Source organism: Aeromonas sp. FDAARGOS 1405 (assembly GCF_019048265.1).
Lineage (GTDB): Bacteria > Pseudomonadota > Gammaproteobacteria > Enterobacterales > Aeromonadaceae > Aeromonas > Aeromonas veronii_A.
The window spans coordinates 2,673,230-2,693,941 of sequence record NZ_CP077311.1; the positions used below are offsets into that span (position 1 = coordinate 2,673,230).

The window sequence follows — 20,712 nt, forward strand, 5'->3', positions numbered from 1 at the left end:
GGCGATGATGCGGCTCATCCTGTGGTGCTGCCGTATAAAATAATAAGCACAGAGAGACCATAAATTGAGCGAAAATGTTTTTCAAGTGTTAAATATATTTGAGTTGCTGGTGTGTCGCATGCTAGAAATTGGGCTGTGTAGCGCAGTTTAACCAGATGAACAGGGTATCGCACGGTAAGTGGTGTGCAAAATAATGAACGCCAGGCTGTGTAAGATAGCAAACAGTGATGCCATGGCTGGTCCGCTATTTTAACCAGTGGCAACAGGGAGGTGGTCAATGTACCAACGTGACAAAGGAATCGATGGCGGAGGCTTGCCATGAACGGGGCGCCAACCCAGAGCAGCAGTACCCGCTCCGGTCAGGGGGCTGTACTGCAGGCAAGTATGGGGGAGCGGCTGGCGTCGGTGCGCCATCAGCTGGGGCTCTCCCAGCGGCGGGCAGCCGAGCTGAGCGGCCTGACCCACGGTGCTATCTGCATGATCGAGCAGGACAAGGTGAGCCCCTCGGTCGCTTCACTGCAAAAGCTGCTCACCGTATATGGCTTGCCGCTGTCACGCTTTTTTGCCGAAGAGGAGCTGAGTCGACCGCCGCAGGTGGTGATCAAGGCTGATCAGCTGATCGAGCTGGGCAGCCAGGGGGTCTCGATGAAGCTGGTGCACAACGGCAACAACCGCCGCCAGCTCGGCTTTATGCTGGAGACCTATCCCCCCGGCACCGACACCGGTGGTCAGGTGACCCATCAGGGGGAGGAGGTCGGCACTGTGCTGGAGGGGTCGGTGATCCTGACGGTGGCGGGCCAGAGTTATCAGCTGGAGGCGGGCGACAGCTATGTGATCGACACCGGCGAGCCCCACAGCTTCAGCAATCCGTCGGGGCAGACCTGCCGCATCGTCAGCGCCCACACCCCGGCGAGCTTTTAATCTAGGCAGTAGTTTGGCAACCGAACCGGTAAGGAAACAGGGATCATGACCGAACATGTAAACAGTTACTACGCAGCCAGCGCCAATAAACACGCGCCCTATCCGACATTGACCGAGCAGCTGGAGTGCGATGTCTGCGTCATCGGGGCGGGTTATACCGGCCTATCCAGCGCCCTGCATCTGGTCGAGAAGGGCTACAAGGTGGTGGTGCTGGAGGCCGCACGAGTCGGCTTTGGTGCCAGCGGCCGCAACGGTGGCCAGATCGTCAACTCCTACAGCCGCGACATCGACACCATAGAAGCGAACTGCCCGCCGGATCAGGCCAGGCTGCTCGGTTCCATGCTGTTTGAGGGGGGCCAGATCATCCGCGAGCGGATCAAGCGCTACAACATCCAGTGCGATCTGCAGGAGGGGGGCGTCTTTGCCGCCGAGACCGAGAAGCAGTTCCACGAGCTCAAGGCGCAGAAGGCGCGCTGGGAGAAGTGGGGCAATGAACAGCTGGAGCTGCTCGATGCCAAGGGGGTGCGCGAGGTGGTCGCGAGCGATCGCTACGTCGGCGCCCTGCTCGACAAGAGCGGCGGCCATATTCACCCTCTCAATCTGGCGCTGGGGGAGGCGGAAGCGATCCGCATCCAGGGGGGGCAGATCTTCGAGCAGTCCGCCGTTACCAGCATCACCCCGGGTCAGCCGGCGCTGGTCAAGACCGCCAAAGGAGCGGTGAAGGCGCGCTTTATCGTGGTGGCCGGCAATGCCTACCTCGGCAATCTGGTGCCGGAACTGGCCAGCAAGAGCATGCCCTGTGGCACCCAGGTGATCGCCACCGAGGTGCTGGGGGAGGAGCGAGCCCGCTCACTGCTGCCGCAAAACTACTGTCTGGAGGATTGCAACTACCTGCTCGACTACTACCGCACCTCCGGCGATCACCGGCTGCTCTATGGCGGCGGCGTGGTCTATGGGGCGCGGGATCCGGCGGATATCGAGCGGCTGATCATCCCCAAGATGCTGAAAACCTTCCCGCAGCTGGCCGACGTCAAGGTGGAGTACACCTGGACCGGCAACTTCCTGCTCACCCTGTCGCGGCTGCCGCAGTTTGGCCGCATCGGCCCCAACATCTACTACATGCAGGGCTACAGCGGCCACGGCGTCACCTGCACCCATCTGGCGGGCAAGCTGCTCTCCGAGGTGCTGAGCGGTCAGGCGGAGCGCTTCGATGCCTTTGCCAAACTGCCGCACTACCCCTTCCCGGGTGGCCGGCTGTTCCGTATTCCCTTCACCGCCGCGGGTGCCGCCTGGTATACCTTGCGCGATCGGCTGGGGGTATAAGGGCTGCCCAGCGAGAAATATGGTCTGGTGCTGGCGACGATGCGGGCGCAGATCCCAGCACAAATGCCGAAAAACAGAAGGCCACCGCTAGGGTGGCCTTCTGTTTTACCCGAAGCGGGTGGCTGCGATTAGCTGTAATAAGCTTCGACGGTGCCCTTGAGCTTGATCAGAATGGGCTGACCACGGCGATCCAGCGCCTTGGGGGAGGGGATCTTCACCCAGCCTTCACTGATGCAGTACTCCTCGACATCGGTGCGCTCTTTGCCGTTCAGGCGAATACCGATCGGGTGCTCGAAGCAGGCTGCCACATAGTGAGGGCTGCGGGGATTGCAGGAGAGGTGATCCGGCAGAGCCGGTTTGGTGCTGGTATCGCTCATCGATATAACCCGAAATGAATAAAAAGTGGGTCATTGTAGAGAATGCCGCCATGGCATTCAAGGCGACCACAATACCGGCCAAGGCGGGCGGCCATCTATGTTGGTGACTTGCTTATCCCCGTTGCCAATCCATCCCCTGCTCGGGGCGACCGCTATGCCCGGTCCATGTCGTGTTATCGGGCATAGCGTCTATTACAGGCTGACTTCTATTTGCGGGTCAGCTTGTCGAGGTAGCCCATGGCGAAGGCCGAGAGGACAAAGGTGATGTGGATCAGCAGGTACCACTTGATCTTGTCATTGGGGAGGTTCTCGGCATTCATAAACACCTTGAGCAGGTGAATGGAGGAGATGGCGACAATGGAGGCGGCGACCTTGTTTTTCAGGGAGCCGGCATCGAGCTTGCCGAGCCACACCAGTTTGTCGTTCTCATCCCCTACATCGAGACGCGAGACGAAGTTCTCATAGCCGGAAAACATCACCATCACGATAAGTCCCCCTACCAGGGTGATATCGATCAGCGACAGTGTGACCAGCACCAGATCTACCTCTTTCATCTCCAGTATGTTGGGCAGGATATGGAGGATCTCCTGAAAGAATTTCACTCCCAGTGCCAGCAGTATGAGGCTGAGCCCAAGATAGATGGGGGCCATGATCCAGCGGGATGCGTACATCAATCTTTCAAACATGTTTTCCATAGTGCGATTAAAGATCCATCAAATGGTTAACAAACGAGTCGGCCATAGCTTAACCGAGATGCATCACATCTCAAGTATCTCGATAGCATATTGCTGAATTGGGTGGTGTCAGGCGGGATTTTTAACCCCGGTTAGGGTGATGTAGCGGGAGGCTGAGGGGCCGTGGTCGGGCCTATCCGGTGTCAGGGAAGATCCAGGGTAAAGCGGGCACCGCCGAGGAGAGATTCATCGACCCGGATCTGGCCGCCGTAGCTGTGAACGATCTCGGTCACCACCGCCAGACCGATGCCCTGGCCGGGCGAGCTGTCAGCGCGCACGCCACGCTGAAAGATCTGCTCCGATTTGGCCGGATCGATGCCCGGGCCATCATCTTCTACCTCGATGCGTAACCGGTCGAGATGGCGGCGTACCGTCACCTTCACTTCGCTGATGGCAAACTTGCAGGCATTGTCGAGCAGGTTGCCCATCAGTTCCATCAGGTCGCCCTGTTCGCCGTGGAAGAGGGCATCATCATCGAACAGGAAGTGGGTCTGCAGCTTCTTGTGGCGATAGACCTTGGCCAGACTGGCCAGCAGTTTTTCAATCAGCGGAACTGGTTCGGTGCCTTTGCTGGCGAGGCGCTGGCGGCCAGTAACTGCTCGTCTGAGCTGGTACTGGATCATCTGATCCATGGTGAGGATCTGCTCATTGATGTTGTCGTGGAGTTCCCGCCCCAGCTGCATTTCACGGGTGGTGATCTGGATCAGCGCCAGCCGTGTTTTCAGGCTATGAGCGAGATCGTTAAGGGCATGCTGGTAGCGCTGGGTCTGCTGGCGTTCGTTCTCCAGCAACTGGTTGATGGAGTCGGTCAGCGGGGCCAACTCCCGTTCAAAATCATGGGCGATCTCATCCCGCTTGCCTGCCCGGATATCGTCGATTTGATGGGCGATGATGCGCAGTGAGCTGAGGCTCCAGAAGGTGGTAAGCAGCAACAGCCCGGCCAGCAGCAGATAGGCGAGCAGTGCCTGTTTGGCCGTCTGGTAGAGATAGGCGCGGGACTCTTCGTGATAGCGTTTGGCCGAGTCGATCATCACCACGTAGTAAGCGGTGGTGCCATTGCCGGGGTTGCGGATAAAACGCAGGCTGTAGACGAAGTAGCTTTCGCCGTTCTTGATAGTGTGTTTTTTGAAAAAGTAGTCCAGATCCATACCGCCCAGATACTTCATCAACTCTCTGCAGATGGTCTGCTTGGAGCTAATGACCTCCGGCATATGAAGACTTGACCAAATCATCTCGCCATCGGCACGACAGATCAGCGTATCGAGATTGCTGTTACTGACCTGGCGGGAGATACGGCCGATCTCGGTGGCTTCGCTGTTGACCGGCTTGGTGGAGGAGAAAAGCTTGGCTAGGTTCTCCTGCATGCCGGCGCTCGCCTTCTGACTCTGCTCCTCCATGTGGCCGAGGTAGAGGGCGTAGACGGCAAACCCCATGATCAGTGCGATCACCAGCAGCGAGCTGAGCAGCAGTTTGATGTGCAGGGAGCTGCGGATCATCTTGACTGGGCGTGGCAGATGAAACTGCATCAGCTACAGGAGAGGTTGAAGATGTAACCTTGACGCCTGATGGTCGAGATGGGTTGAATCGTCCCTTCCGGATCCAGCTTTTTACGCAGGCGGCTCACCATCACCTCTATGGTGTTGGGATCCCCTTCTCCATCGCCGTATAGCTGGTCAAGCAGTTGCTGCTTGGAGACCACCTGACGGGCGTTGCGCATCAGGTACTCCAGAATGAGGTACTCAAAGCTGGTGAGCACAGCCACTTCACCAGCGATAGTCAGCTCCTTGCGGGAGAGATCAAGCTCGTAATCACCGGCCTTCACCTTGGGGGAAATAAAACCCGCGCTTCGGCGCATCAGGGCATTGAGGCGGGCCAGCAACTCATCTTTCTGGAACGGTTTAACCAGATAGTCATCAGCTCCAGCCTCCAGTCCTTCGACCTTGTCCTGCCAGTTGCCACGGGCTGTCAACACAATGATGGGGAAGGGGATCTGCCGCTCGCGCAGTTGGCGGATCAACTGCAAACCATCCATATCGGGCAGACCGAGATCGATGATCGCCACATCAATGGGGTAGTCGGCGGCATAGTGCAGCGCAATTCCGGCCTGATCGGTACTGTAGACCTGGTTGTTTGCTTCGGTCAGCAGAGAGGAGAGGTGGTGATTGAGCAGCTTGTCGTCTTCGACCAACAGAATTTTCATGATGTGAACGGTCATAGGGGTCCAGACTGTCAATTAGAAAGTGTATGTCGCTTTGAGTCAATTCGAATCCTATCGTGCAGCTCCTGTATCGGGACTGAATCATAAGGCGTTCTGCTTGTAGAGACCTGTCAGAGGCGTGAGCAGTGGGTCGCTTCAGAGACACCAGTCTTGTCACGTTCAAAAAACAGAAGGGGCAATGTGCGCCCCTTCTGTTTTTGTTCTGCTGCTTGTTAGCTGCGGCGCGGCGGCAGCATATTGGTGAGGGTGTTGTCTTTGAGAATATGGTGGTGATAGAGGGCGGCCACTGTGTGCAGGCCGATCAGGGCGTAACCGATATTGCCCAAGGTTTCGTGCACCTCCTTGATCAGCCCCTTGATATCCGGACTGGGGGAGATCAGGGCTGGCAGCTCGAGCCCGAAGAAGGGGATAGGCTTGCCTGCGGCGCTCAGCAGCAGCCAGCCAAACAGCGGGGTGAGAATGAGAAAACCGTAGAGGGCAAGGTGGGCCAGTTTTGCCAGCTTGTGCATGAGCGGGGAGAGCTCGGGCACGATACGGGGCGTCGGGCTTATCCAGCGAAGGGCCAGTCTTACAAAGACCAGGGCGAAGATAAGCAGCCCCAGCATAAAGTGCCACTCCTTCATCAGATCCCGACCCGGGTCCCCTTTGGGGAAGATATCGCGAAATTCGATCAGGGCGTAGACGGCGATCATGGCCCACAGGGTCAGCCAGTGCAGCCCGATATTCAGGGTGCCATAACGTTGTTCACTGTTCATCAGCATAGGTTTGTTCCTTCGAAGTGCTGTCACATCCGTTTGGCATCCCCGCACTCAAACGTGTCGGGGCGAGGCCAGATCCTTTGGCGGCAATAGCAGAGCTACCATGCTTGCCATACATCGATAGCCTGCTTCTGACATCAGTCAGAGAGGAGATGCCCTCTGCTGTCTGCATGGTATCACTGGCAACCGGGTGGATAGTCTGATCAATGCCACACAATTTACAGGCTCATTAAGCCCCTTGTGACGTGAAGAAGGCGTGAAATAGCATCAGCGATGTCGGCCCGCCCAGGTTCAGGCGGGCTCGATGGCCACTACCAGACACGCGGGTTCGTTGATGCAAAAACGGACGTTGCAGTCAAACAGCCGCACCCCGTACTCCTTCTCATCGGGCTTGCCCTTCTTGTAGGCGGGGCGCGGATCTTGCGCCAGCACTTCGCTCACCAGCAGGCGCAGCTCGGGGTGGGCCTTGAGCCAGGGTTGCAACTGTTGTTCGGCCTCGGCACTGAAACTCACCGCCAGCGGCGGGGTGGGCGCATCGGGGGCAAAGCCGCCACGGGCATCCGGCAGGCTGTCGGCATAGGGAATATAGGGTTTGATATCGACGATGGGGGTGCCATCGAGCAGATCCACCGCTCCCAGCTCCAGCCACAACTTGCCCCGTTCGCGACCTACCCCGTGCAGCTCGACCACCGAGAGCCCTAGCGGATTGGGGCGGAAAGTGGAGCGAGTGGCAAAGACGCCGACCCGTTCGTTGCCGCCAAGGCGCGGCGGGCGCACCGTCGGGTGCCAGCCCTGCGCCATGGTCTGGTGAAACACGAAGCTGAGCCACAGATGGGAGAACTGCTCGATGCCGCGCAGCACATCCGGCTGATCGTAAGGGGGAAGCAGCTCGAGGCGGGCGCGGGCCGATTTGACCAGTCCGGGCTGGCGGGGGATGGCGAACTTCTCCTTGTAGGGAGAGCGGATGATCCCGAGGGTGTCGATTTCGAACTTCATGGCGGATCCTGACTGAAAACCCCGGCAATTTAGCACAGACGGCCCCAAAACGCAGGTTTGGCCTCATTACGCCCTTTTCTGCGGCGCTGCCGTGATCCCTGTCCCATCCCGGCCAGTCGGGGGCTGTGCCTGCGCGCCGAGTTGCGTAGGGTGGAGGCAACTGGCGTGTCAGGATGAAATGTGCGCACTCGCGCCGAAGGGGGAGGGAGAGGGATGAAACTGCTGATTATCGGTGGCACCGGCTTTTTGGGGCGCCACCTCACCGCGCTGGCACTGGATTGGGGCCATGAAGTGACCCTGTTCAACCGTGGCCTGCACCAGCATCCGGACTGGCGCGATCTGGTGCAGCTCACCGGCGACAGGGACAAGAACCTGAGCCCCCTGCAAGGGGCCGGGTTGCAGTGGGATCTCGTCATCGACACCTGCTGCTATCGCCCCGAGCAGGCGGCGAGCCTCTCGGCGGCTTTGCTCGGGTGCTGCGCACGGCTCATCTTTATCTCCACCATCAGCGTCTATCGCGATTTCTCAATGCCCGGAATGGATGAGTCGGCGCCCCTGCACCCTATCCCCGAAGGGGAAATGTCCACTGACTATGGCCCGCTCAAGGTGTTGTGCGAGGCCGAGTATCGCGCCCGCTGGGGTGAGCGGCTTTGCATCCTGCGCCCGGGCGTGCTCTGTGGCCCCCATGATCCCACCGGTCGCATGGCCTGGTGGATTAAGCGGGTGCAGCAGGGCGGGCCCTGGTTGTTACCGGGCTGTGGCGAGGATCGCTTGCAGTATCTCGATGTGCGCGACTGCGCCGAGTTTGTGCTGCGCGCGGCCGAGCAGCAGTTGGGGGGCACATTCAACTTGCTCAAACCCGGCATTACCCTCTGCGACTGGCTGGAGCGGTTGAGCGCCCGGTTGCCGCCAGCCAGACCCATTCAGCCCGAATGGTTGCCCTGGCCCACCCTGATGGCGGCCGGTATCGAGCCCTGGCAGAGCTATCCCGCCCTGCTGCCCTGCGCGCAGGCGGAGTTTGCCGGTTATGGCTCTATAAGCGCTGAGGCGGCCATTGTCCACGGGTTGAACTTCCGGCCGCTGGAGGAGACCGTCGCCGACCTTGCCCACTGGCTGGCCATCGAGCCTGCCACCGGGGTGGCGGAGAATGCCATGACTCAGGCCGAGGAGAGCTTGCTGCGTCAGCAGTTTCTGGAACCCAGTCTGCATTAGGAGGGGGCATCGAGCCGCTGCTGCCGAGCGTGGTACGGCAGGTGCGAATACAACGAGAGAGGGCATCCCGCGGGATGCCCTCTCTGTCTATCCATGCCTGATGGTTGCCGAGTACAGGCTGACGCGATTCCCCATCGTATTGCTGTCGCTCACCGAGTTAGCGAATGGCGGCCCCCGCAGCTACCAGCAGCTCTTTCAAAATGGCGCGATGGCAGCGGGATTCCTGCTCGCAGTAGCAGCCCACCGACAGATTGGTGGTGTGGGAGAGGGCGGCCAGCAGCGCCAGATCGTGCCTGGCGGCAGGTTGCGCCATCTCTGCCTTGTACTGTTTGCCAAACGCCGTCCACTGGGCGGGCGTCTCGGCTGCCTGCCCCAACTTCATGGTCTCGCTGCTGGGCGCCAGGTTGGGGAACCAGACATCATACCAATGCTGGCTGGCAAATTCGCTCTTGGGGACGCCGCGGGGCGGGCGGCGCACCGTGCCGATCCGCAGTCCCTCATCGGGCAGGCGCGGGCTGCCAAGGCGAACGATAGCAAGGGCCATGACAGCGGGTTACTTCTCTTCGGCCACTTTCAGCGCCTGCCCGTAGCAGATCACCTGTTTCAGGCAGCCCGGGGTGTCGCTGAATTCGGCGCATTTGTCGATGGTGACGCCGTTGCCACCCATGTCTGCCGCGCGGCGACGGGCCTGGGTGCGCGCTTCACCGGCGTTGGGCACCGGCTGGTTGGCATCGGCCTGGCAGGATTCACCCTCGATGGTGCCGAGGTAGAGGTAGTTGAGGTCAGCCAGCTCATCCTGTTCATAGATGCGCACGCTACCGGGTTTGAAGTATTCGTCGAAGTTCTCTTTATCCAGATTGCTGTTGAAGGCGTAGTTGGCACAGCCGGAAGCAATCAGGGGCATCATCAGGATCAGGCGTTTCATCGTCTCGTATCTTGTGTCGGTGATGAGGACAGTAGAAATGCGCGGGCGCTCCATGTCGGCATCTTGTTGAATAATGAGGGGGACATTATAGGGGCCAGCCGCCTGCGGCGACCAGCCCCGTTTTGCGCCCTGTTGTCAGGGTGTGACCCCCATCAGCCTGATATCAAACCGGAGCCAGTCGCTGATAGAGGCTGCGGTAGTAATCATCCCCCAGCAGCTCGTTGTGAGGGGCGCAGAGGCGGATCTGTCCCTCTTCCATCAGGGCAATCCGATCCATCTGTTCCATCCCCAGCAGGCGGTGGGAGATAAGCAGCAAGGTGCGATCAGCCCCGAGCCGGAACAGCAGATCCATGATCTCCCGCTCGGTCTGACTGTCGAGCCCTTCGGTCGGCTCGTCCAGCAGCCAGAGCGGCGCATCGTGCAGCAGGGCGCGGGCGATGCCGATACGGCGACGCTCACCACCGGAGAGGGGGCGGCCGCCGTCACCGAGCCAGGCGTCGAGGCCCGCCTCATCTTCCAGCAGATTGGCCAGTCCGACCTGGGTCAGCACCGCAATCAGCTGCTCGTCAGTGGCGGTCGGGGCGGCCAGTTTGAGGTTGCCCCGCAGGGTATCGGCAAACAGATGCACCCGCTGGCTCACCACCGAGATGGAGGCGCGCAGCGCCCCTTCGCTGTAGTCGGTGAGCGGCTTGCCACCCAGCAGGATCTTGCCAGCCTGCGGGCTCCACTCCCGGGTCAGCAGCCCCATCAGGGTCGATTTGCCGCAGCCGGTCTGGCCCAGCAGCGCCAGCTTTTCACCGGCGTGCAGTTGCAGGGTGCAGCCACGCAGTACCGGCTGGGGGTTGCCCGGGTAGCCAAAATAGAGGTCATTGATCTGCAGCGCGCCAGCGGTGGCATGGGTCTGCTCGTCGCCCCACACAGGGGCTTTTGCCTCTTGCAGGATCTCGTTCAGGCGGCGTGCCGAGGTGAGGCTGGTGGAGAGGTGCTGGAAAGCCCCCGCCAGCGGCATCAGAGCCTCGAAGCTTGCCAGGGTGGCAAAGACCATCAGTGCTGTGATGGGGTCGGGCGCCGCACCCGCTACCCCATGACCGGCCAGCCAGAGCATCAGGGTCAGGGTCCAGCCGCTCAGCAGTTGCACCGAGAAGTTGGCCAGCCCGCTCACCTTGGCCATCCGGGCCTGCGCGACGAGCAGCGTCTGTTCGGCCTGTTGCAGCTCAACCAGCGCCTTGGGGGCGGCGGCAAACATCTGCAGCTCGGCCTGACCATCCAGATAGTCCACCATCCGGGTACGCAGGGTCGATTTTTCGGCAATCAGCGCCTGACCGGGGCGACGGCCGAGGAAGTAGAACACCAGCGGCAGGGCAATCATGCCAAACAGCAGAATGGCCCCCAGGGTGAGGGCGAGACGGCTGTCGAAAAACGACAGGAAGAAGACCAGTCCGGCGGTGCTGAGCAGGGCCGCGCCTATGGGGGTGATCAGCCGCAGATAGACGTGGTCCATCGCATCGATGTCTGCCACCAGTCGGTTGAGCAGATCCGCCTGACGGAAACCGGCCAGGGTGCCGGTGGAGAGCGGCGAGAGTTTTTGCCAGAACCAGACCCGCAGTCGGGTCAGTACCCGGAAGGTGGCGTCGTGGCTTACGACCCGCTCACCCCAGCGACCGGCAGTGCGGACGATGGAGAAGAAGCGCACTCCGCCTGCAGGGGTCATGTAGTTAAAGGCATGGGTCGTCGCAACTGTCATCCCCGCCACGGCGGCGGCGGAGAGGAACCAGCCGGAGAGGGAGAGCAGCCCCATGCCAGCGGCCAGGGTCACCAGCGCCAGCAGCAAACCAATGGTGAGGCTGAGCCAGTGTTGGCGATAGAGGCGCAGAAACGGCAACAGATCACTCATCGAGAGAACCTCCGGAACGTTGGGAGAGCAGGCGGGCAAAAGGCCCATCCGCCTGACTCAATTGTTGGAAGCTGCCTTGCTCCACCAGCTGGCCGCGGGCCAGCACCATTATCTTGTCCATCTTGGTAAGCTGGTCGAGACGGTGGGTGATCATCAGCAGGGTCTGGCCAGCCATCGCCTGCTCGAGGGTGGTCATGATGGCGCGTTCGGAGTGGCGATCCAGACTGGCGGTCGGTTCGTCGAGCACCATCAGCTGGGTCGATTTGAGCAGGGTGCGCGCCAGTGCGAGGCGCTGGGCCTGACCGACCGAGAGGCCGCCCGCCTGATCGCCGACCGGATAGTCGAGCCCCTTCTCCATGGCAAATTCCCACGCTTGTGCCCGTTTCAGGGCATCTTCCAGCTCGGCATCGCTGGCCGTTGGCTTGGCCAGCAGCAGGTTGTCGCGCAAGGAGGCGTGGAACAGCTGCGGGTTTTGCGAGAGCCAGCCCAGTTGCAGGCGCCACTGGCTCATGTCGAGGGTGGCAAGCTCCTGACCATTTACCTTGAGCTCGCCACGATAGGGGGCAAAGCCGAGCAGGGCGTTGACCAGCGAGCTCTTGCCTGCGCCGCTGACGCCGATGAGGGCGGTGCGCGAACCGGCTTCCAGGGTGAAGTCGATGGGGCCGACCAGCACCTTGCCTTCGGCGCTCAGCACTTCAAGGGCTTTAGCTTCTACCTTGACCGGGCTGTCGGCATGGAACGGCGCTGTGCCTGCGGCCGGCTCGCTCACCTCGGCTTCTAGGAATTCCAGCAACTGCTCGGCAGCGCCGATAGCCTGCGCCTTGGCGTGGTAGTGGGCACCCAGTTCCCGCAGCGGGGCGTAGAACTCGGGGGCGAGAAACAGCACGAACAGGCCGGTAAAGAGGGTGACCTTGACCCCATAGCTACCAAAGTTCAGATGGTCGATATAAGAGAAGCCGAAGTAGACGGCGACTAGTGCCACTGAAATGGCGGCGAAGAACTCCAGCACGGCGGTGCTCAAAAACGCCAGGCGCAGCACTTCCATGGTGCGCTCGCGAAAATCTTCCGAGGCGTCGCGAATGGCGTCACCTTCTGCCTGGGTACGCATAAAGAGTTGCAGGGTGCGCAGCCCCTTCAGCCGATCGAGGAAGTGGCCGGAGAGACGGGCCAGCGCCTGAAAGTTGCGGCGGTTGGCATCGGCGGCGCCCACACCTACCAGGATCATAAAGATGGGGATGAGGGGCGCAGTGCCCAGCAGGATCAGGCCCGCCGCCCAGTTGACCGGGAACACGGCCACCAGAATGACCACCGGAATAAAGACGGCGATGGCCATCTGCGGCAGATAGCGGGAGAAGAAATCCTGCATATTTTCAATCTGTTCCAGCAGCAGGCTGGCCCAGCTACCGGCCGGACGGCGCTGGATATAGGCAGGGCCGAGACGACTCAAGCGAGTGAGCACCAGCTGGCGGATGGTCTGGCGCACCGCGCTGCCCGCCTTGAAACTGGCCACTTCCCGGCCATAGGCCAGCGCCGCTTTGCCAAGCGTCACCAGCAGCAGGGTAATAAAGAGCGTGATGGATTGCTCAGGCGTTGAGCCTTCGATGATAAAGCTGTGCAACAGGGTCGCCAGCAGCCAGGCTTGCGCCACCATCAGAATGCCCTGGCCAAGGCCAAAAGCGATGGATATCGTGATCCAGCGGCGACCGTGACTCGATTGCTTGCGCAACCAGCCATAGAGACGTTTTTGCGTTTTTTTATCCATTACCACCATCCTCGCGTCGAGTGGCGCAAGACTATCCTTGCCGTTTGGCCTTGGCAACCTTGTAAATTATCTGTGTTGAAAATGTTTGATTGAAAAAGCAACCGTCTGTTCAATCCTTGTCCGAACAGATTGATTTATTGAAAAAAGTGGCAGAGGCGCCATTGCGCTCGGCGGCAAAATGCATATAGTAGGAGCCCTGACGCGGGTGTAGTTCAATGGTAGAACGGTAGCTTCCCAAGCTGCATACGTGGGTTCGATTCCCATCACCCGCTCCAAATTTCAGATGCCAGGCGGGCATCGTATAATGGCTATTACCTCAGCCTTCCAAGCTGATGATGCGGGTTCGATTCCCGCTGCCCGCTCCAGCTTAAAAACAAAAAGCCCACTCGCAGGAGTGGGCTTTTTGTTTCTCATCTATCTTGTACGCCGTGTGATGTCAGGCTCATCGTTTCTCAGCTTTTAAGGCAAATCGCAGAGACAGAAAAGGCGCCCGAGGCGCCTTTTCAGATCAACAGCGTCGCGGGAGCTTATTCCTGCTCCAGCTCACCACAGAAACGATAGCCTTCGCCGTGGATGGTGGCGATGATCTCCGGAGTATCGTTGACGCTTTCGAAGTGCTTGCGAATGCGACGGATGGTCACATCGACGGTACGGTCGTGGGGCTTGAGCTCGCGGCCGGTCATCTTCTTCAGCAGCTCTGCACGGGTCTGGATCTGGCCCGGGTTTTCGCAGAAGTGCAGCATGGCGCGGAACTCGGAGCGCGGCAGCTTGAACATGTCGCCAGTGGGGCTGACCAGCGCGCGGCTGTTGATATCCAGCGCCCAGCCGTTGAACAGGTAGCGCTCAACCAGCTTCTTCTCTTCGCCACCGGCAGCCACGTTCATGGTGCGGCTCAGCAGGTTGCGTGCACGGATAGTCAGCTCGCGCGGGTTGAACGGCTTGGTGATGTAATCATCGGCGCCGATCTCCAGACCCAGGATCTTGTCCACTTCGTTGTCACGACCGGTCAGGAACATCAGGGCGATGTTGTCGTTCTCACGCAGCTCACGGGCCAGCAGCAGGCCGTTCTTGCCCGGCAGGTTGATGTCCATGATCACCAGATTGATGGTGTGGGAAGTGAGGGCCTGGTGCATTTCGTCGCCGTTATTGGCTTCGAGCACGATGTAGCCTTCGGCTTCAAAAATGCTTTTCAGGGTATTGCGTGTGACCAGCTCGTCTTCGACGATCAGAATGTGTGGTGTTTGCATGAGTATTCCCAGATTCTTATCAGTTAATTATCTTAAATTTAACACTCTTTGGCGTTTCAAACCGATTTCCTGACTGATCCTGAAAATTAATTACGTCATCCTGGGTATGAGAGTCAGGTCGGAGTATCGCGAATTAGGCATCAGTACCGGCAAATATCCCTGTGCCACTTATAGGTTCCCGACAAGTCTGGTCGAGCAGCGCTTGGAAAGGTCATCCATTACGAAAGTGGCCGCATTTTATCAGTTAACAGGAGCATAACAACACTCTTTGCCGTCAGATAGCAACTTTTTAACTCTGTTTTGATATAGGTCAAACCCAGATACAGCTGCATCATACTTGGCCTGCCCCCCTTTTTATTCACTGAAAAATGTAATGGAATGTAACATGTGATTGACATGAATTTGTGGGAAAACTACAAGAAAATCTGCTTTCTCGCGCCATTTGAGCCACCAATTTGGCCCGAGTTTGCCATTATTACGGCTTGGAACCCGACCAGTCAGCAGGTCTCGGCGCGGCGCAATTCGCGGCGGGAACGTGCGATGTGGCGCCACCTGACCGTTGATTTGCAGGTGCCCGTGGTGGGGCCGTTTTGGGGATCTGACCCGGACGAACGCTGGCAGGAGTCATCGCTGGCGGTGGCGCTATCTCTGCCACAAGCCCGTCAGCTGGCTGCCCGTTTTGGCCAGAACGCCATCTACTGGGTGGAGGATGGCCAGCTCTGGCTGACACCAGTATTGACGGATAAATCAGCCGTTTGCTTGGGCAATATTGAATCCTTCTGGATTGCCAGAAACCTTGCATGATGAAAGAATGAACACCTTCATGTATCTGAAAGGAATCAAATCATGCTGGATCTCCTGCCCGACCTCTGCGATCAACATGGCGACTTGCTGCAAGTGGCCGACCCGGTGTTTCAGGATTTTGGCGGCAAGGCCCTCTTTTATGGTCGCGCCGTAACGCTTTCCTGTTATGAAGACAACAGTCTGGTGCGGGATCTGGTGACCCGCCCCGGTCACGGCAAGGTGATGGTGATCGACGGCGGCGGCTCGCTGCGCCGTGCGCTGCTGGGCGATCAACTGGCGGTCAAGGCGGTGGAGCAGGGGTGGGAGGGTATCCTTATACACGGCGCGGCGCGGGATGTGGGCACTCTGGCGACACTGGCGCTCGGGGTCAAGGCGCTGGCGGCCTGTCCGGTCAAGACCGAGAAGCGAGGATTGGGAGAGCTGGGGGCCGTGGTCAGCTTTGCCGGGGTGACCATCCACGAAGGGGATTATGTCTATGCGGATCGCAACGGCGTGGTGGTGAGCGCCACGCCGCTGTTGTGATCATCAGAAATTGAAGCCGACCCCCAGACTCAGTGCCTGATCGGCAGTGATGGCGCTGACGCCGTAGTTGGCGGTGAGGGAGAGTCTGGGGGTCAGCAGCAGGCTGGAGTTGAGCTCCAGCAGGGTGCTGGCCTTGTTGAGATCGAGATGCTTGATCTGGCTGCCGATATTGAATGCTGGAGAGAGCTGGTAGCGCACCCCCGAACTCATATTGAAACCGGATGTGCGATTCTGATCCGCTACCGCCGGGCCCGCTTCCATAAAGAGGGTCACATCATCCACCACCGGATACTGATAGCCGCTATTGACCAGCCAGAGATCAAAACTGTCGCTGTGATGGCTATGGCCATTGAGCAGCACACCCGAGTAACTTTTGACATAGAGAGACGGGTTGGATTGCGGCTGAACCACTGCCCAGTCGGCGGCCTGTGCGGCCATGCTGGCGCAGGTTGCAAGCAGTGTGATGATGAGCGATTTGACCATTCGTTTCCCCTCCCTGGGTCCGGAACTGAGCCTAAGCATGGCACATGCCAGCTGGTAGTAAAGTGAAGCGAGATCACAATAAAATCCTTTGGCATGGGCGTCAGCCATGTTAAACAGGCTGCCGTATTGATGGCTCTAATCATTAAGAGGTGAATCCATGAACAAGAAACTGACTCTGCTGGCCGCGCTGGCACTGGGAGGCTGCGCAATGGCAACGGGTTCCAGCATGGCTCAACTGCAAGCATCCAGCTGGCAGCTGCAAGGCGCCACCGGCGATACCTTCACCCTGCAAGTGGTCGACGGCAAGGTGGCGGGCAAGGGCGGCTGCAACCGCTATTTTGGCGGTATCACCAAGCAGGGTGACGGTGTCTTGACGCTGGGCGCCATGGGCTCCACTCGCATGATGTGCATCGGCGACGCCATGAACAAAGAGACCGAGTTCCTGCAAAAGCTGGAGAAGGTGGCAACCTACTCCATCAATGGCAACCAGCTGACTCTGAGCGATGCCAACAAGGCAGCCCTGCTCACCTTTAACGCTGTGCCTGCTGCCAAATAAGGCACGCGTTTGTCTGATTGCCCCGACAGCTCTGACTGTCTGATACGCCCTCCGTCTGGAGGGCGTCTGTTTATCTGCGACGAGCCCTGTGTGCTCGTCCGCAACGGTTGTTCACTCGTCGATTCCCCTTTCTGCCCGGTTTGATGTCAGAACCTCGAATTTTTGCTTCGGTACGCATTTTGATCATTTCAATAATTCTTGTATAGTTGAAATGAAAGGTCGCACCAAGGGGAATGAAGATGAACAAAGAGATGGCCACCAAGGTCTTTGAATCGCTGGCATCCGGCATCCGGCTCGATGTATGGCGGCTGCTGGTGAAGGCCGGGCTGGAGGGGCGGGTCGCTGGTGAACTGGCCAGCGAGATCGATATTGCCCCCAATACCCTCTCGTTTCACCTCAAGGCGATGCTCAATGCCGGTCTGCTGTCGGTGGAGCAGGAGGGGCGCTTTCTGCGCTACCGCGCCAATATTCCCCTGATGCTGGATGTGATCGCCTACCTCACCGAGGAGTGCTGTGCCGGTCATCCCGAGGCGTGCGGCGTGATGCGTGCCGAGTCAGCCTGCTCCCCCCATGTTCTGCCTGCGCAGCCCTGCTGCAACAAGGAGTAATGCCATGTCCTCCATTCAGATTTTTGATCCCGCCCTCTGCTGCTCCAGCGGTGTCTGCGGTACCGAGGTTGATCAGGCACTGGTCACCTTCGCAGCCGACCTTGCCTGGGCCAAGGAGCAGGGAGTAGCCATCGAGCGTTTCAATCTGGCCCAGCAGCCGATGCAATTTGCCGAGACACCTGCCGTCAGCGCTTTTCTGACCCACGCCGGGGAGGAGGGGTTGCCGCTGGTGCTGGTGGAGGGGCAGGTGGTGTTGACCGGTCGTTATCCGAGCCGCAGTGAGCTGGCCCGTTATGCCGGGCTGCCTGCGCCGCAAGCGGCCATCAAGGGGATCGTCAAGGGCGGTTGCTGCTCCGGCAGCGGTTGCTGCTGAGTCGTGACGCACCATTCGGGAGAGGCTATGTACCATTTTCTGACCAATCCACCGCCGTTTCTCTTTTTCACCGGCAAGGGCGGGGTGGGCAAGACCTCGCTGGCCTGCGCCAGTGCGGTGGCTCTCTGTGATATTGGCAAGCGGGTGCTGCTGGTGAGCACCGACCCTGCCTCCAACGTGGGGCAGGTGTTTGCCACCGAGATCGGCAATCGCGTCACCACCATCGCCGCTGTGCCCGGTTTGTCGGCGCTGGAGATAGATCCCCCCGCGGCGGCCAAAGCTTATCGGGAGCGGATTGTCGGGCCGGTGCGCGGCAAGTTGCCCGAGAGCGTGGTGCGCAGCATCGAGGAGCAGCTCTCCGGCGCCTGTACCACCGAGATCGCCGCCTTTGACGAATTCACCACCCTGCTGACCGACCAAACGCTGCTGGCCGAGTATGACCACATCGTCTTTGATACGGCGCCAACCGGCCACACCATCCGGCTGCTGCAACTGCCGGGAGCCTGGAGCGAATTTCTGGAGCAGGGCAAGGGGGATGCCTCCTGCCTCGGCCCGCTGGCGGGGCTGGAGAAACAGCGCAGCCAGTATGGCGAGGCGGTCGCCGCCCTGGCAGATGCTGCCCGCACCCGCTTGGTGCTGGTGGCGCGCGCCCAGCAATCCACTCTGCGGGAAGTGGCTCGCACCCACGAGGAGCTGGCCGCCATCGGCTTGTTGAATCAGCAACTGGTGATCAATGGCCTCTTCCCCGAAGGCGCCATTGCCGGAGATCCGCTGGCAATGGCGCTCTGGCAGCGCGAGCAACAGGCTCTCGCCCAGAAGCCGCAGGGGATAAAGGGGCTGGCGCAGGATCATATCCCGCTGCTGGCCACCAATCTGGTGGGGCTCGACAGTTTGCGGCTGTTGCTGCAAGCAGAGGGAACAGCCGCCGAATCCCCGACAGTACAGTCCACTGTCAAGCAAGCCCAGCCCGAGTTGAGTTCGCTGGTAGACGAGCTGGCCGCCGACGGTCACGGCCTTATCATGCTGATGGGCAAGGGCGGGGTGGGCAAAACCACGCTGGCGGCCGCCGTGGCGGTGGAGCTGGCGAGCCGCGGCCTGCCGGTGCACCTCACCACCTCGGATCCCGCCGCGCATCTGAGCGAGACCCTGGCAGCTAGTCTGCCCCATCTGGAGGTGAGCCGCATCGATCCCCACGCCGAGACCGAGCGTTACCGCGCCCAGGTGCTGGCCACCAAGGGGGCAGCGCTGGACGAGCAGGGGCGGGCACTGCTGGAGGAGGACTTGCGCTCCCCCTGTACCGAGGAGATCGCCGTGTTTCAGGCCTTCTCGCGCATCATTCGCGAGGCGGGCAAGCGCTTCGTGGTGATGGACACTGCCCCCACCGGCCACACCCTGCTGCTGCTCGACGCTACCGGCGCCTACCACAGGGAGATCGCTCGCCAGATGGGAAACAAGGGGCTGCACTTCACCACCCCCATGATGCAGTTGCAGGATCCCAAGCAGACTAAGGTGCTGATTGTGACGCTGCCCGAGCCGACGCCAGTGCAGGAGGCGGCGAATCTGCAGGCCGATCTGCGCCGGGCCGGTATCGAGCCCTGGGGCTGGCTCATCAACCACAGCTTGCAGCAAGCCGCGGTCAGCTCACCGCTGCTGCAACTGCGGGCCGAGCGCCAGTTGCCCCATATCGAGGCGGTCGAGCAGCAACATGCCAGCCGCTACGCCGTGGTGCCGCTGCTCGCCGAGGAGCCGGTGGGGCCCGATGCCCTGCGCCGCCTCTGCCAGTACCATTGAGTCGCCGCCCCGGTCTGCTGCCGGGCGGCTTGAATATGCCGTTACTTGTTATAAACCCGTGTTTTGAACCAATAGAAGATGCGAAATTGCGCCGCATCGGGAGCTGTGATGTCTGCAACATGTGATGCCAAGGCCGTGCCTGCCATCGGCTTTTTTGAACGTTATCTGACCGCCTGGGTCGCCCTCTGCATTCTGGTGGGGATTGGGCTCGGGCAGGGTTTGCCGGATCTCTTCAAGGCCATCGGCGCCATGGAGGTGGCCAAGGTCAACCTGCCGGTGGGGCTGCTGATCTGGGTGATGATCATCCCCATGCTGCTCAAGATCGATTTTGGCGCCCTGCATCAGGTGAAGGGGCACATGAAGGGCATTGGGGTCACTCTCTTTATCAACTGGCTGGTCAAACCCTTCTCCATGGCCTTCCTTGGCTGGCTCTTTATCCGCGTGCTGTTTGCCGACTGGCTGCCGGCGGATCAGCTCGACAGCTATGTGGCGGGGCTGATCCTGCTGGCGGCGGCCCCCTGCACCGCCATGGTGTTTGTCTGGAGTCGCCTCACCAACGGTGATCCCTACTTCACCCTGTCGCAGGTAGCGGTGAACGACCTCATCATGGTGTTTGCCTTCGCTCCGCTGGTGGCGCTGCTGCTCGGGGTCTCCAGCATCATAGTGCCGTGGGATACCCTGCTCACCTCTGTGGTGCTCTACATTGTCATTCCGGTCATCATCGCCCAGCTGCTGCGCAAGGCCTTGCTGAAAAAGGGGGAGGCCCATTTTGACGGCGTTATGACCCGCATCCAGCCCTGGTCGGTGGCGGCCCTGCTGCTCACTCTGGTGCTACTGTTCGCCTTCCAGGGCAACGCCATTATCGAGCAGCCGCTGGTTATCGCCCTGTTGGCGGTGCCGATCCTGATCCAGGTGCTGTTCAACTCGGGATTGGCTTACTGGCTCAACCGCAAGGTGGGGGAGAAGCACTCGGTTGCCTGTCCTTCCGCCCTGATCGGTGCCTCCAACTTCTTCGAGCTGGCGGTGGCTGCCGCCATCAGCCTGTTCGGCTTTCACTCCGGCGCGGCGCTCGCCACCGTGGTCGGGGTGCTGATCGAGGTGCCGGTCATGCTGCTGGTGGTGCGGGTGGTTAACGCCAGCAAACCCTGGTACGAAGCGGGGCTGAGCCGTTAACTGATGGCCGCTAACAGCTGGCCGCGAACTGATGC

General features: G+C 60.1%; 22 protein-coding genes and 2 tRNA genes. 12 read left to right on the plus strand and 12 right to left on the minus strand.

Annotated features, from left to right (window positions below):
• Nucleotides 1-384: 384 nt before the first annotated feature.
• Together puuR and I6L35_RS12590 are read left to right on the plus strand one after the other, a co-directional pair.
• Entirely contained in the window at nt 385-921 is a 537-nt protein-coding gene (puuR, locus tag I6L35_RS12585) for an HTH-type transcriptional regulator PuuR (protein ID WP_254204570.1), read from the plus strand.
• Between the two features lie 45 nt (nt 922-966).
• Nucleotides 967-2,244 carry an FAD-binding oxidoreductase gene (locus tag I6L35_RS12590; protein ID WP_216978339.1) on the plus strand — a complete coding sequence of 426 codons (1,278 nt, stop codon included), beginning with the start codon at nt 967-969 and terminating at the stop codon, nt 2,242-2,244.
• A gap of 128 nt (nt 2,245-2,372) precedes the next feature.
• Here the strand turns inward: I6L35_RS12590 and I6L35_RS12595 are convergent, their stop codons facing one another.
• From I6L35_RS12595 to tsaA, 6 genes are all read right to left on the minus strand, one after another.
• Entirely contained in the window at nt 2,373-2,621 is a 249-nt protein-coding gene (locus I6L35_RS12595) for a DUF3297 family protein (RefSeq protein WP_005347440.1), read from the minus strand.
• A 206-nt stretch (nt 2,622-2,827) separates the two neighbouring features.
• Nucleotides 2,828-3,316, minus strand: a complete 489-nt coding sequence (locus I6L35_RS12600) for a TIGR00645 family protein (protein WP_216978340.1) — start codon at nt 3,314-3,316, stop codon at nt 2,828-2,830.
• A gap of 182 nt (nt 3,317-3,498) precedes the next feature.
• Entirely contained in the window at nt 3,499-4,881 is a 1,383-nt protein-coding gene (locus I6L35_RS12605) for an ATP-binding protein (RefSeq protein ID WP_216978341.1), read from the minus strand.
• Entirely contained in the window at nt 4,881-5,555 is a 675-nt protein-coding gene (locus I6L35_RS12610; RefSeq protein ID WP_041234484.1) for a response regulator, read from the minus strand. The genes I6L35_RS12605 and I6L35_RS12610 overlap by 1 nt, the downstream gene beginning before the upstream one ends.
• Nucleotides 5,556-5,785: 230 nt before the next feature.
• Nucleotides 5,786-6,334, minus strand: a complete 549-nt coding sequence (locus tag I6L35_RS12615; RefSeq protein ID WP_216978342.1) for a cytochrome b — start codon at nt 6,332-6,334, stop codon at nt 5,786-5,788.
• Between the two features lie 288 nt (nt 6,335-6,622).
• Nucleotides 6,623-7,327 (minus strand): tRNA (N6-threonylcarbamoyladenosine(37)-N6)-methyltransferase TrmO, encoded by a 705-nt coding sequence (gene tsaA, locus I6L35_RS12620; RefSeq protein WP_216978343.1) that lies wholly within the window; start codon nt 7,325-7,327, stop codon nt 6,623-6,625.
• Nucleotides 7,328-7,540: 213 nt separating this feature from the next.
• On the opposite strand from tsaA, the gene I6L35_RS12625 reads away from it, so the two are divergent.
• Entirely contained in the window at nt 7,541-8,539 is a 999-nt protein-coding gene (locus I6L35_RS12625; RefSeq protein WP_216978344.1) for an NAD-dependent epimerase/dehydratase family protein, read from the plus strand.
• Nucleotides 8,540-8,696: 157 nt separating this feature from the next.
• On the opposite strand, the gene I6L35_RS12630 is transcribed toward I6L35_RS12625, so the two are convergent.
• The 4 genes from I6L35_RS12630 to cydD all read right to left on the minus strand — a co-directional run bounded on the left by I6L35_RS12630 (nt 8,697) and on the right by cydD (nt 13,120).
• Nucleotides 8,697-9,083 carry a DUF488 domain-containing protein gene (locus tag I6L35_RS12630; protein ID WP_005347417.1) on the minus strand — a complete coding sequence of 129 codons (387 nt, stop codon included), beginning with the start codon at nt 9,081-9,083 and terminating at the stop codon, nt 8,697-8,699.
• Between the two features lie 9 nt (nt 9,084-9,092).
• Nucleotides 9,093-9,464: an Rcs stress response system protein RcsF gene (gene rcsF / locus I6L35_RS12635; RefSeq protein ID WP_101529794.1), complete on the minus strand. Its 372-nt coding sequence runs from the start codon at nt 9,462-9,464 to the stop codon at nt 9,093-9,095.
• Nucleotides 9,465-9,627: 163 nt separating this feature from the next.
• Complete coding sequence (gene cydC, locus I6L35_RS12640; RefSeq protein WP_216978345.1) at nt 9,628-11,358, minus strand: cysteine/glutathione ABC transporter ATP-binding protein/permease CydC; 1,731 nt, start codon at nt 11,356-11,358, stop codon at nt 9,628-9,630.
• Entirely contained in the window at nt 11,351-13,120 is a 1,770-nt protein-coding gene (cydD, locus tag I6L35_RS12645; protein WP_216978346.1) for a cysteine/glutathione ABC transporter permease/ATP-binding protein CydD, read from the minus strand. Before cydD ends, cydC begins: the two co-directional genes overlap by 8 nt.
• Before the next feature lie 201 nt (nt 13,121-13,321).
• On the opposite strand from cydD, the gene I6L35_RS12650 reads away from it, so the two are divergent.
• Together I6L35_RS12650 and I6L35_RS12655 are read left to right on the plus strand one after the other, a co-directional pair.
• A tRNA-Gly gene (locus I6L35_RS12650) sits at nt 13,322-13,395 on the plus strand.
• 15 nt (nt 13,396-13,410) lie between these two features.
• A tRNA-Gly gene (locus tag I6L35_RS12655) sits at nt 13,411-13,485 on the plus strand.
• A gap of 162 nt (nt 13,486-13,647) precedes the next feature.
• On the opposite strand, the gene arcA is transcribed toward I6L35_RS12655, so the two are convergent.
• Nucleotides 13,648-14,367 carry a two-component system response regulator ArcA gene (gene arcA / locus I6L35_RS12660; protein WP_005338193.1) on the minus strand — a complete coding sequence of 240 codons (720 nt, stop codon included), beginning with the start codon at nt 14,365-14,367 and terminating at the stop codon, nt 13,648-13,650.
• A gap of 396 nt (nt 14,368-14,763) precedes the next feature.
• Here arcA and I6L35_RS12665 point away from each other — a divergent pair, with 396 nt between their 5' ends.
• Together I6L35_RS12665 and I6L35_RS12670 are read left to right on the plus strand one after the other, a co-directional pair.
• Nucleotides 14,764-15,171: a DUF3293 domain-containing protein gene (locus I6L35_RS12665; RefSeq protein ID WP_216980281.1), complete on the plus strand. Its 408-nt coding sequence runs from the start codon at nt 14,764-14,766 to the stop codon at nt 15,169-15,171.
• Between the two features lie 42 nt (nt 15,172-15,213).
• Nucleotides 15,214-15,693, plus strand: coding sequence for a putative 4-hydroxy-4-methyl-2-oxoglutarate aldolase (locus I6L35_RS12670; RefSeq protein WP_118854119.1), 480 nt, complete (start codon nt 15,214-15,216; stop codon nt 15,691-15,693).
• Between the two features lie 3 nt (nt 15,694-15,696).
• On the opposite strand, the gene I6L35_RS12675 is transcribed toward I6L35_RS12670, so the two are convergent.
• Nucleotides 15,697-16,176: a hypothetical protein gene (locus tag I6L35_RS12675; protein WP_064338427.1), complete on the minus strand. Its 480-nt coding sequence runs from the start codon at nt 16,174-16,176 to the stop codon at nt 15,697-15,699.
• A 157-nt stretch (nt 16,177-16,333) separates the two neighbouring features.
• On the opposite strand from I6L35_RS12675, the gene I6L35_RS12680 reads away from it, so the two are divergent.
• The 5 genes from I6L35_RS12680 (at nt 16,334) to arsB (ending at nt 20,677) form a co-directional block, all read left to right on the plus strand.
• Nucleotides 16,334-16,732, plus strand: a complete 399-nt coding sequence (locus tag I6L35_RS12680) for an META domain-containing protein (RefSeq protein WP_005359119.1) — start codon at nt 16,334-16,336, stop codon at nt 16,730-16,732.
• Nucleotides 16,733-16,971: 239 nt separating this feature from the next.
• Nucleotides 16,972-17,340, plus strand: coding sequence for a helix-turn-helix transcriptional regulator (locus tag I6L35_RS12685; RefSeq protein ID WP_216978347.1), 369 nt, complete (start codon nt 16,972-16,974; stop codon nt 17,338-17,340).
• Between the two features lie 4 nt (nt 17,341-17,344).
• Complete coding sequence (gene arsD, locus I6L35_RS12690) at nt 17,345-17,713, plus strand: arsenite efflux transporter metallochaperone ArsD (RefSeq protein WP_005347398.1); 369 nt, start codon at nt 17,345-17,347, stop codon at nt 17,711-17,713.
• A gap of 27 nt (nt 17,714-17,740) precedes the next feature.
• Complete coding sequence (gene arsA / locus I6L35_RS12695) at nt 17,741-19,504, plus strand: arsenical pump-driving ATPase (protein ID WP_216978348.1); 1,764 nt, start codon at nt 17,741-17,743, stop codon at nt 19,502-19,504.
• 108 nt (nt 19,505-19,612) lie between these two features.
• Entirely contained in the window at nt 19,613-20,677 is a 1,065-nt protein-coding gene (gene arsB / locus I6L35_RS12700; RefSeq protein ID WP_005338173.1) for an ACR3 family arsenite efflux transporter, read from the plus strand.
• Nucleotides 20,678-20,712: the final 35 nt, after the last annotated feature.